Source organism: Mesorhizobium sp. M1066 (assembly GCF_040318635.1).
Taxonomy (GTDB): Bacteria; Pseudomonadota; Alphaproteobacteria; order Rhizobiales; family Rhizobiaceae; genus Mesorhizobium.
In genome coordinates this window covers 1-12,020 of sequence record NZ_JAMYMR010000076.1, presented here as the reverse complement: position 1 = coordinate 12,020, position 12,020 = coordinate 1, and the positions used below count along the sequence as shown (strand labels likewise).

Sequence of the window (12,020 nt, the reverse complement as noted above, 5' to 3'; positions counted from 1 at the left end):
CACCCGGGCGCGAAATTGCCCTTGCTGCTCGTCCGGAAGACGCAGTCGGCATGGAGGCTCGTGCCATTGGGGACGCCGCTGCGCAAACCGCGGCACAAGCTCATGGCCACGCAGGAGAGCAGGGACCCATCTCTCGAGCTCAACAAGTCGCGCCAGCGCCGTTTGAACGGCACTTGGGCAAGACGCGCGAGGCCCAGGACGGACTGACGAGTACACTTGACAGGAGCAACCTCGTGAACAGCGGGGGCGTCATCATAAACAATGAACATTACACAGCGCTGTTGAGACCGGCGAAGAGGCAGAGGACTGATAATCCGCAAAGCCGCGCCATGGGGCGGCAACTGAGCGAAGCAACCACGACGTCCATCAGCCAAGCCTCCGATCAAGCCCGAGCGGACCTAATGGCTTCCTTCAGAAGCAGGGAGCGCTCCGACGCGGGGCGTTGAGCTCCATGGCTGGGGTCAAGCAGAACAGCTCTCTTGACGACAGAGGCGCTGATGCGATCTCCGGACCGGTAGCTCTCGCCGTAATTGATCAGGCTGGTACTGTTGGAAGGCTTGATCAGCCTCGTCACCCCAATCTCCAGCATAGCTCACTGTCACGCGGCCAACGTGCCTCCGTAGCTAACATCTACGTCAGCGTTGAAGAAGTACCCTGCGCCACGGGATGTTTTGACCAGGCGAGGGTTGGCCGCATCAGCCTCCAGCTTTCGGCGCAAGCGCATGATTAGGACATCGATACTTCGATCGTACACCTCTTCTCCACGCACACGGCTCGCGAGCAAAAGCCGTTCTCTGGATAGCACGTTGCGGGGGTTCTCCAGAAATGCGATCAAGAGATTGAACTCACATGCGGTAAGCTTGACTGTGAATCGGCCCTTTAATTGCGGGTGATTGTCAATCCGAGTTTCGCTCTGTCATCGCCGGGGTCATGGTCCTTTCCGAGGTCGAATGCCTCATGATGATGTTCGGGTTGGGCGCCTCAACGTGTGCAACGAAGTTCGAAGTCGACGTCAGCCGATTCAACCGTCCCGGCGGGGACATCACGGGTTTCGGAAGCGGACCCGCGATTGGGATCGAGCGCGGATCTGTCACGCCATCTTTTCGCCGCCCCACTCAAAGCTGGTGCCGTCAACCCAGAGGCAGTGGAGCAGAACCGCGATCTTGCGAGCAACCGCCACTTTCGCCTTTTTCATGCCGATCCGCTTCGACAGGCGAACGCCCCACGCCTTCAGCGTCGACCATTTCTTTGTCCGGTGCATGAGGACGCTGGCCGCTTCGTATAAATAGGTCCGCAACAGCCGATCTCCCCAGTGTGAGACACGGCCGTTGACATCTGTTTCCCCAGATTGTTTTCGCCGCGGTGTCAGACCAAGGTAGGCGCCGACGTCACTGGCCGAGGAAAAGCGCGAAGGATCGTCGATCGTGTGGCGGTAGGTCAACGCCGTCACGACGCCGACGCCAGGAACCGTCATAAGCCGGCGCGTGGTGTCATCCTCACGAGCAAGGCGTCGTACCTGCCGCTCCAGCTTTTCCTGTTCCCTGCAGGCCTGTTCATGGACGGTCAGAAGCGGCTCGATCACGGATCGAAGCTGATGCCCGTCGACAACCAACGCCTCGACCTTTCGCCGAAACTGCGCACCGATTGAGCGACTGAACTGCAGCCCGTACTCTTTCAGCATTGACCGGACTTGGTTCTCGAGAAGCGGCGGATGGCGATAAGTCGCGATCGCGCCACCAGGAGGGATCGGGTTGCCTGGCTCTCCGTGCTTTTGACCTTGACCTCCCGATACCAGCCGACGCGAACTGCTCGGCCAGGCCGCGGGCATCGTTCTCATCACTTTTGTTCATTCGAACTGAAAGTGCCGCCCTCGCATGCCGAGCATCAATGCAGACAACCGGTAATCCGACCCTTTAAGCTCATGCCAGAGCCAGCTGGACATTGCGCCGGTCTCGAATCCGATGCGCTCGGCGTGCGGTGCGCGTTTGCGGAGCAACTCGGTCGGTGCTCCCGGATAGGACTTCACTTTCCCTTGGAAGACAGACCTTCCAGCATCATCGACGACGCAAACACTGGTCTCTCGCTGCGACACATCTAATCCGACATATTGCTTCACTGCGGCCTCCTTCATCTCAATGGTCGGCGGCTTTTGCCGTCAGCCAAGTCTTCGTTCAAAGGCGCGACGGCAGCAATTACGTCATCGTGTGCAAAATTGACCCTATAAGCCGGGGAATCGGCGTCCAATTTTGGGTCTGACGCACTCTCGATGAAGTTCGGGATCATACGGCACCGATCAGCCTGGCTTGCAGGAGGTCGAGCTTTCCGCGTCCATACATCTGCCGTTTCACAAGCTTGAGCTTGGTGATCTGTCCCTCTGTTTGACCGTTGGACCATGGTTCGGTGATCGCGGCGCGGACGGCGGCATGGTCGCGAATGATGCCCTTGGCGAAAGACGCAATGAGGCTTTTGCCGGCGTCGGCGATCCACGGCTCGAGCTCATCGGCGACTTTCTTGCGGATCATGGAATGGAAACCAGCGATCAGATTGCGTGCTTCCATCAGCATGGGCACACCCGCCTCGATGACGGCGATCATCACAGTGTCGGTTTTGTTCAGATGATCGCGCGCCGTCGTCATCAGCCGCGCGATCGTTCTGGCTGACGGCACCTTGTGGAGTTGCTGATCGGATGCCTGCTCGGCACGACGCCGTCGCCTTGCCCATTCGCTGACGACGCCCAGGCGTCCCCGAAAGCCTTTTGTCTTCAGCCGCCGCCAGAGCTCGCTTGCATTGTGGCAGCCCGATATCCATTGCCCATCCAGGAACGGCAACCATGCCTCGAGCGAACTCTGCCGGACGCGGAAAATATCGGTTCGCTGGCCACGGATCACTTGGCGTACGAGTTTGCGACTGTGACCGGTGCGGCGCACGATCTCCTTGATGGGGATGCCTTCGCCGGCAAGTTTCATGATTGCCGCGTTTGTCTCCTCACGCCGCAGATAGCCTTCGTATTGCAGCTTCTCTACGTAGGTGAGCAAGTCGGGATTGATCGTCGTAGCGCCGATTGCAGTTCGGATTGTCCGCATCGACTTGCGAACGGCGTCGAGGAAAGCCGCGCAAGCATTCTCCATGAGATGCCAGCGGTCGGCGACCTGAACCGCATTCGGCAACGCCTTCGCGGTGGCTTCGCCGTAGCCGCCGCCGCGGTCGCGCGAGACGGTTTCGATCTCAGGGTGATCGGCAAGCCAAGCCTCGACGGTGGCAACTTCTCGGTCGGGCAACAACGTCACGATCCGCCGTCGCTCCAGATCGCAGACGATCGTGCCGTAGCGATGGTTACGGCGATAGGCCCAGTCGTCAATGCCGACAATCTTGATAGGGTCTGTTCGTAAACAGGCCCGTCGCCGCACTACCCGCAGCAATGTGTCATTGCTGACCGGAACCATCAGCCGCTTTGCAAAACTAGCCGCCGGCCGGCCGCCGAGCGCCAGACCAAGATGATGAACGATACACTCCAATCGCGAGGTCCGGCGCGATCGCTCGGTGACAACACTGTCGTCAAAGCGCTCGGCGAAGATTCGTCGACGGCACAATGTAGCATCGCAGACGAAGCGCCGCGCGACGAGGCGGAGCTCTACCTTCGTCCCGCTACAGGGAAGATCGGACACGCGTCGAACATAGCGGCTGTGGACCCGGCTCGACACTCTGCGGCAAAGAGGGCAAGGCCGCGCCGGCGTCCCTGACCGCGCGGTAATGATGATCACGCCTTCGTTCTCAGCCATGGCCTCGACGACCAATCCCGCCGGGATCAAGGACGACAAACGCAAATTTCTCACCATGGTGCTGATTCCCCTCAGAAAACAGCACCACGCCGCCATGCAAAATCATCAAATGTGAGTCAGACCCAGTTTTGGAAGCCGTTTGACATTTCGTCGCCGTCAGCCGCGTGCCCAGGAAGGACGACAGCCTCCATATCAAGAATGCGAGATGATCATCGTATTCAGCGGCAGCGTGCCGGCGAAATTGGGTTTTCGGCAGGCCAAATAGCGCGATGCAGAAGGATGGTGAGGATTTCGCGTCCGCCACTGCGATGCATAGAGCCACCCTTCGGAACCGACCAGCGCAACAAAGCTCGTTATGCGGCGCGTAGGTTCGTAGACGCTTATCCAGTATCGAGATAACAAGGCCGCTGCGCAGGAACGAACTCTGAGAGGGCACCCTGCGAGAGGTTGCGCTTGCTGACGCGGCTGTTGAAGAAGCAGGGGCTCGCGCCGAAGCGCATGATCACCGACTAGCTGCGCTCGTATGGAGCGGCAAAGCGACAGGTGATGCCGGACGTCGAGCACCGGTCGCACAAGGGGTTGAACAACGGAGCGGAGAATTCCCATGTGCCGCCGCGAAAACGGGAGCGGATGATGCAGGGGTCCGATCGCCGGGAGGCCTGCAACGCTTCGTCTCGACCTTGTCAGCCCTCCGCAACCTCTTCGTCCCGCCCCGCCCCAAACGTTCTGCTCTCGCCATACATGTTCATCGCTTGCAAGCCATCGCCGAATCGAAGGCCGTGACTGGAACGCCCGCATGAATTCTGCAGCAGCAGCCCTCGGCCGGCCAATTTCAGACAACGCGACAAGCCCGGCCAACAAGCCTGTGTCGTCAAATCGCCAAACCGACGCAAATTGTCGGACAGGGGAGGCCGCTGAGCCTCATCCGCTTCGATGAGAGCGGCGTCGGCGGGTTCTGTCGCAAACTTTTCGGAAAGGTCATTTGCCGCAAAAAATCGCTTGCGGCATCGCGACGAGCACTGAAGTCGATCAGCATCCGCAAGAGCCAGTATGTCAGCAACCGGGCTCGAACACATCTCAACCGGTGAAAAGGTTCTCGAAGTCCGCGAGGCCCCCGCGGCGGCCATCATCATGTACGCGCTGCGGCACCTCGAAACCGCTTCCCTTGGCGCCGGATCAATCGTGTTGAATCAAGGGCTTGAGCAAGCCTGGTCCCAGGAGGCGGTTTCAGGTGCATGGGGCAGTACTATTCACAAGAGGGTGCGAACGGGGCATAGCGTGCGCACTCGAAGGCGTCAGCGGGAGCGTCAGCTGCATAGTCGATAACACGCGCTTTTTACCTCGGTCTCGGCTCGCAACGATGGATTGCTAACGGCGAACTCATGCTGGTCGGCAAGGCGATAGTGGCTGGAGCATCAACTCGGCCGACGAGAGTGGCCACACCATCCTAGACAGGATCGGCCGATATGCCCGGCATCGCCGCTCTGCAAAAAGCACAGCGGGCATCCAGACGTTGCCGGGTTGACTATGGGTGTCCGAACCGCGAAAAGAGGCCGCTCTTTATGAGTGGCGTGCGCCGGCAGTCTAACCCCAAGCCCCCCGCCCGGGCTGCCGGCGCGCTTCTAGGAACATCGAGGTAGATGACGAGACTCCGAACTACATTTCCAAAGCTATCGGTGGATTCACATTTCAAGCCCAATCGATTTCCTACAGCCAGGCGCGAACGTTCGATTGGAACGTTCAGAATTCACATCAAGGTGCACCGCTGTTGCGTCCCGAACAGGTGCGGCTGCTCAATGACGAGTACGAAATCGTTCTCGTCAAAGTCTGCCACCATTAAAATTGAGGAAGGTGCGATATTTTTCGGATCGCATTCTGAAACGCATCTTTGAAAGCCAGACAGGCGCCCTCCCGGAGCCGACGCCCTTGACGAAAGCAGACGGGGGGCTCTCCACAGAATCAACTCGATGAGCCGCTGCGTGGATTGGCGCAGGACTTTGACGATACAGTTTGATGTGAGGCTAGTATGAACCCGCGAAATAGTAATCCATCCCGTGTAACAGCTTTGTCGCAGGTGCAGGACGCCGGCTTGGAAGACGGGCAAGCGGTCCAGGCCCGGCGAGTGGGCTTTGAGCAGCACGTGTCCGAGGCGCTCCGGCCGCTGTTCGATGGTCGAGCTGACGAGCCGCCTACCGGTCCAGAGGAGCTTCTGCGACTGGAACAGGGGTTTCGCGAGGTGCTTCAGCGAGGGCAGGATCATCAAGCCGCCTCGTCTTTTTTCAGCGATCCAAGGATGCCCGCTGGACGGGATGACCCCAAGGGAAGCGTGTCGGACGCTTTCGCAGCAGCCGGCTCTAGGCACGCCGGAGTTGAGGCCGCCGCCCCGCCAGTGTTAGCTGCCAGCCAACAGCAGATCCGGCCCTCGCCAGTTGCGTTTGACCGACCGGTATCATCCTCGGCTGCTGCAGGCGTGCGCTTGTATGCCCCTTCGATGATCTCTCGGAACACCAGTTCCGAAAACTGCGATCAGTTGCCCGCCTTGTGCTGCCGCCTCGCCGTCGAGGTCGAAACGCCCGCGAATCAATGGAAGGTCAGCGGGCCATGGGGGCAGAGTGCAACGGTGTCTACACCGCCTATTTGAGGGGAGAGGTACACTTGGCTTTCCTGTTCCAGCAGCATCCGGCCGCACACCGACGCGATGGGGAGCTAGAATTCAAATCGGACCTTCGCAAGGCACGCACCGCGGATCAAACGCCGTTCGTTTGGGAAAAATGGCTCAGTACCGACAAAGCTTCTGTAATGGCCCTAGTGGCCTCGGTTGCGCTCTTGGTCGCGATACAGTGGCAAGACCCCCAGATCAACGAGGCGGTCCTAAGCGAACTGCGGACGATTCAGATCAACTACGCATTGCTCCAGCGAGACGTCGCCCGCGCCGACATGGTATTGGACTTCCGTTCCGTTGCTTCTACCGGGCAAGCATTAAAAAGGAACCTTCAAAACTACCAACGCCTTGTTGAGATTTCGCCCAATGAGAGCTCCGGGGTGCACTCCAGGTTGCTTGCACAGCTCAAAAAGTCCCTCGAAAACACAGAAGCTGCCATCTCGGCCTCGGCCGCGCAAAATGAGCTTCTGCAAAGCTCTCTCGTACGCTTTGCTCGCTCGGCTAATCGCCTTCGGGGGGGGGTGTCGAACAGGCCTGAATTTTCCAATCTGATCCTTCAATTTTCGGCCAGACCGGGATTCAGCCTCGCATTACAAATCGATCAGTCTCTCGGCCGACTTCCTCCTAGCCAGGACCAAGTCACGCAGGATGTTGCCCGCGAGGGCCGCGCTATCCTGTCCTCAATGTTGAGGTTGGACCGCGCTGTCAATCGGATCCCATCCTTCGACACGTTCGCCAAGGCTGCCGAATTGGAGCGAGAACATCTGAAAGCCTACAGCTTCGCCAGCGCGCAAGCGCAGCGTACACGACTTTTCTTTGGCCTGGTGTCCATATGCCTCTGCTTGTTTGCGACCATTCGAGCCTCCACGCTGCATGTGCGGACGAACCGGTTGGAAAGGCGGTTAGAGCTTGAAGCGGCAATGAGTGAGATCGAAGCTTGCTTCATCGACAGTCAAGCAACGAAGGCTTCGCGGCGCTTCTCCACCGAAGCAGCGCTTAGACTCATTCAATGCGTTTTCGATGCGGATCAATGCGCGCTTGCTCTGGTGGATCCGAGTATCAGCAGGAATACCGAGTACTTTGTCGCGAACAAGCGCATGCGCGTCTGGAACGCCACGCTAATCCATGAAGTCGTCTCACTTGTACACCCGGAACAGCCAGTGTTTCGCGTCGTTCCGGCGTCGGAAGTGGTTCGGACTGCCGTAGGCACTACCGGTGTTTGTCAAATTGTTGGTTGCAGGGCCTCCGATCAGCAGGCTGCGGTTTGTATCCTTGTTTTTGAAGGAGATCGCTCACCACCCCCCACAGACGACCTACTGGTTCTGGCGAGCGCTACTGTGCGTTTAGGCAACCATCTTGAAATGCAACGTGTACACACGGAACGTAACCTTTTTGAGAGTCGATGGGAGCATGCGGAAAGGCTGACGGCTGTCGGCACAATCGCAAGCGGCGTTACACATGAATTCAATAATGTTCTAGGAGCAATAGTCGGCTACGCAGAGATGGCTAAAGGTCTTGTGCGCCGTCCCTCGAGAATTCGGGGCCACATCGGCCAAATTATCTTGGCCAGCAACCGAGCCAAGCTGATTATTGATCAAATTTTGTCACTAAGCCGAAATCGGAAGCGCGTGACGATGCCTTTCGACGTCTCGGAGAGTGTAATGGATCTCGCGCCATTGCTGCGGGTTACACTTCGTGCAGATGTTCAGTTGAACTTCAAGATCAACGAGTGGCAAACGGTGATCGAGGGCAGCCCGACCGAGATACAGCAGATCCTTATGAATCTATGCAAGAACGCGTCGGAGGCTCTCTTGAATGAGGGCCGTGTCGAGATTAGCGTTTCTCGCGCTCACGTCTGTCAAACGAAGCCCGTGGCTAAGGGCACCTTGAAACCGGGAGATTACGTTCTCCTCTCCATCAGCGACGATGGCCAAGGAATCGCAAGTTCGGTGCTTCCGCATATCTTTGAGCCCTTTTTTACCACGCGCTCTCGCGTCGGCGGGACCGGACTGGGTCTTGCTGCAGTGGACCGCCATGTGAGCGCGCTCGCAGGATGCCTTGACGTCACCTCGGCTGTTGGCCGAGGTACACGCTTCGATCTCTACTTACCGGCCTGCGCTGAGGAGCAGGTCAGAGCTGATAGCGCTTCCGGTCCATACGATGGATCACTTGGCAACGGAGAAATCATTGCAGTCGTGGAGCCCGATCCAGCAGCGTTGGAGATCTACAAGGATAAGATCGCCGCGCTGGGTTATAAGCCGGTCGGCTTCGCGACCTTCGAAAGTCTTTGCGACTGGATCGAGAGCGGGAAGGCAGCCGACCTCCTAATTTTCGATGAAGCGACTTTCCTTGGGCGAGGACAGGCCGAAGCCGTACGTCCCACCCTGATGACGGTGCCCATCATCGTCGTTGGTGGAAGCGACCCCATGCCGATCACATCTGGTAATCAGACCTTCGTCCTTTGGCTAGCCAAACCGGTCTCGTCCAGGACGATGGAGCATGCAATTCGTACGATGATAATGGCATGATGCCGCCGACGCGCTCAGGCTACCGAGCTACCGAGGCAATCGGAGGCGGAGCCGGCTGGGATCCAGCAAATACAAGAGCGTCGGACGATCTCTGCGCACCCGGCTCATGGCGAGTTCCCCTCGAACACTGTCGTCGGCTTCCGCCCAAGGAAGGGATCCCCGACCACGGCAAACCTGCCGCCGTGCTCGTGACCGTCAAGGACAAGTCGCCCCGCGATGGGGTCTGCGGGCCTCCATCCTTGACAAGTCACTGCGCGCTCGCGGCGACAGGCGACGGTAATATAAGGTCGGGACGAGGAGATGGTCGCCAATCGGTCAGGCAAGATGGTTGACGAACTGACTCGGGAGCAAAGCTTGACAATCATCGCCCCATTCACGCCAGACTTCTCCTGTGTTCATCATCGGCTACGGCTCCTCGCCCGCGCCGAAAAGGCTATCGCCGCCCGGCCAGGCAAGCTATATCCCAGGTTCCGACGTGTTCCTTTCATGCTTGATGGCGCTAGGCCCCGGCAGGGCGACGGCTCCTCGCTTATCGCCTCCGCACATGTCGCCTTCGACGGATGAGAACGTCTCGGCCCCTGCAATCTTATACATCCTGGCTCATTTCCCCACCCACATGATTGCTATGTACGCTTTGCCGTGGTCGTCACCTCCCACGCCGCAACAGTCGCTACCGAGCGCGCTATCCCTTACCCCGGCCGGACTCGCACCAGCTGGAACGCGCCAGTTTCGGCCTGGCAAAGCTCACCTCGATTGCCGCGCAAACTCGTCACGTGTTGCCATCACCTGGGCCGAGGGGGCTCTGTGGCAAACCTTTTGGTAAGGGGAGCATGGCAAGCTCGGTTTGCGATTTCTCGGAAATGGCCAGTCTGAGCGCGCTGTTTCCTAAGCTTTTTCCGGAAACGTAAGATCATAGGGCGCTCACGATCTTAAGTCCCTTCTCCTCGGAATCGTAAAGATTTTCACCGGATCACCCGCGGGTTCGTCATTCCGCGTTCTGAGACGCGGGAAAAGCCGGCCCACTAGAGTCCGAGGCCGCCGATGCAGACATATTTGGTGTCGAGATAGTCCTCGATGCCCTGATGTCCGCCTTCCTTGCCGAGGCCGGATTCCTTGACGCCGCCGAACGGCGCCTCCGGCGTAGTGATGAGGCCGTCATTGACGCCGACCATGCCGTATTTCAGCCCTTCCATGACGCGGAAGGCGCGGCCGAGATCGCCGGTGTAGAAATAGCAGGCGAGGCCGAATTCGGTGTCGTTGGCGAGCGCGACGGCTTCCTCTTCGGTGTCGAACTTGAACACCGGTGCGACCGGGCCAAAGATCTCTTCCTTCATGAAGCGCATCTTGGGTGTCGCGTTGGCGATGACCATCGGCTGGAAGAACGAACCGCCGAGCGCATGGCGCTTGCCGCCGGCGACGACCTTGCCGCCCTTGGACGTCGCGTCGGCGATCAGTTCCTCGACCTTCTCGACCGCCTTCTCGTCGATCAGCGGTCCCTGCTGCACGCCGTCCTCGAGGCCGGAACCGACCTTCAGCCCGTTGCTGGCGGCGGCGAGCTTCTCGACGAACTTGTCATAGACTCCAGACTGAACCAGGAAGCGGTTGGTGCAAACGCAGGTCTGACCGGAATTGCGATACTTGGCGGTGATCGCACCGGCGACGGCACGATCGAGGTCGGCGTCGTCGAAGACGATGAACGGCGCGTTGCCGCCGAGTTCCATCGACACCTTCTTGACGGTGACCGACGACTTCTGAATGAGAAGCTTTCCGACCTCGGTCGAGCCGGTGAAGGTGATCTTCGACACCAGCGGATTTGCGCAGATCTCGTCGCCGATCTCGCTGGCCGAGCCGGTCAGGATGTTGATGACGCCCTTCGGGAAACCGACTTCCTCGGCGAGCGCGCCCCAGGCAAGACCCGAGTAAGGCGTCTGCGAGGCGGGCTTTACCACCGCGGTGCAGCCGGCGGCGAGCGCCGGGCCGAGCTTGCGGGCAAGCATCGAGGACGGAAAATTCCACGGCGTGATAGCGGCGATGACGCCGACCGGCTCCTTGGTCACCAGAATGCGGCGATCCGCCCAGGGTGACGGCACCACGTCGCCATAGGTGCGGCGGCCTTCCTCGGCGAACCAGAGGATATAGGCCGCGGCCGAGCCGATCTCGCCCTTCGATTCGAACAGCGACTTGCCCTGCTCGATGGTGAGCAGTTCGGCCAGCACGTCCTGATTGTCCATCATCGCGTCATGCAGCTTGCGCAGCAGCTTCGAGCGCTCGAGTGCGGTCGTCTTGCGCCAAGTCTTGAAGGCTTCGCTTGCGGCTTCGATGGCGCGGCGGGTTTCTGCCTTGCCTGACTTCGGCACGGTGCCGATCTTGAGACCGGTGACCGGGTTGTTGACGTCGACCGTTTGGCCGCTGTCGGCCTGCACCCATTCGCCATTGATGAGATTGGCCTGGCGCATGAAATGGCTGGTTTTCTGCAGCATGGTCTAGCCTCCGCTCGGCTTATGGTGATCAGGATTCGATATGCTGCGGCTCGCGCCTTAGCGAAGCGCCCTTGTCGCACGGCAGAACGACCCATACGTGCTCGCGCCCAGGCGCGATGTCTCGCCGTCGGGCCCCGGAGGTTCATGCCGACTGGCCGGTCCGCGCATGAGCCGCCGCGGTCTCATCAAGAGCTGCCCGAATGCCGTCAACCATGGCATCAATCTCCTTGGGGGTGATCACATACGGCGGGCAGATCGCCAGCACGTCGCCCATGTTGCGGATCATGACTCCGTGCTCGCGGCACCGCCGCTCGACATCGGTGCCAATTCGCAGCTCCGGCGCGAAGGCGCGACGGGCGGCGCGATCCTCGACGATCTGGATGCCCGCGATAAAACCGCGGCCGCGGACCTCACCGACGAGCGTATGGTCGCCGAGCGCTTCGGCGAGCGCTGCATGCAGGTACTCGCCGAGGCAGCGCGCCTGGTTCACGAGATCGATCTCGCGGTAGATCCTGATCGCCTCGGCGGCGACGGCGGCTGTCACCGGATGGCCGGAATAGGTGAAACCGTG

4 protein-coding genes and 4 pseudogenes are annotated in these 12,020 nt (G+C 59.6%); 3 read left to right on the top strand and 5 right to left on the bottom strand.

Annotation, left to right across the window (positions count from 1 at the left end; genetic code table 11):
- Positions 1–598: 598 nt before the first annotated feature.
- The 3 genes and pseudogenes from virG to NKH52_RS34565 all read right to left on the bottom strand — a co-directional run.
- Positions 599–874, bottom strand: a pseudogene (gene virG, locus NKH52_RS34575) (two-component system response regulator VirG); the annotation flags it as partial.
- Between the two features lie 216 nt (positions 875–1,090).
- Positions 1,091–2,116 (bottom strand): annotated as a pseudogene (locus NKH52_RS34570) (IS110 family RNA-guided transposase).
- Between the two features lie 163 nt (positions 2,117–2,279).
- A complete protein-coding gene (locus tag NKH52_RS34565) occupies positions 2,280–3,836 on the bottom strand; it encodes an ISL3 family transposase (RefSeq protein ID WP_352736030.1) in 1,557 nt (518 codons plus the stop codon).
- A 393-nt stretch (positions 3,837–4,229) separates the two neighbouring features.
- Here NKH52_RS34565 and NKH52_RS34560 point away from each other — a divergent pair.
- The 3 genes and pseudogenes from NKH52_RS34560 to NKH52_RS34550 form a co-directional block, all read left to right on the top strand.
- Positions 4,230–4,579 (top strand): annotated as a pseudogene (locus NKH52_RS34560) (DDE-type integrase/transposase/recombinase); the annotation flags it as partial.
- Between the two features lie 839 nt (positions 4,580–5,418).
- Positions 5,419–5,750: pseudogene (locus NKH52_RS34555) on the top strand (type IV secretory system conjugative DNA transfer family protein); the annotation flags it as partial.
- A gap of 684 nt (positions 5,751–6,434) precedes the next feature.
- Positions 6,435–8,969, top strand: a complete 2,535-nt coding sequence (locus NKH52_RS34550; protein ID WP_352657963.1) for a two-component system VirA-like sensor kinase — start codon at positions 6,435–6,437, stop codon at positions 8,967–8,969.
- A gap of 1,022 nt (positions 8,970–9,991) precedes the next feature.
- Here NKH52_RS34550 and NKH52_RS34545 read toward each other — a convergent pair.
- Together NKH52_RS34545 and NKH52_RS34540 are read right to left on the bottom strand one after the other, a co-directional pair.
- The gene (locus tag NKH52_RS34545) at positions 9,992–11,449 is read right to left on the bottom strand and encodes an NAD-dependent succinate-semialdehyde dehydrogenase (RefSeq protein WP_352657961.1); all 1,458 of its coding nucleotides are present in this window, start codon (positions 11,447–11,449) and stop codon (positions 9,992–9,994) included.
- 142 nt (positions 11,450–11,591) lie between these two features.
- Positions 11,592–12,020, bottom strand: a 429-nt coding sequence (locus NKH52_RS34540) for an aminotransferase class III-fold pyridoxal phosphate-dependent enzyme (RefSeq protein WP_352657958.1), incomplete at its 5' end; no start/stop codon positions are given.

What these genes read in the sequence shown, in the direction of transcription:
- NKH52_RS34565 (WP_352736030.1), bottom strand. Translation starts at nt 3,836, where the DNA reads ATGGTGAGAAATTTGCGTTTGTCGTCCTTGATCCCGGCGGGATTGGTC.
- NKH52_RS34545 (WP_352657961.1), bottom strand. Translation starts at nt 11,449, where the DNA reads ATGCTGCAGAAAACCAGCCATTTCATGCGCCAGGCCAATCTCATCAAT.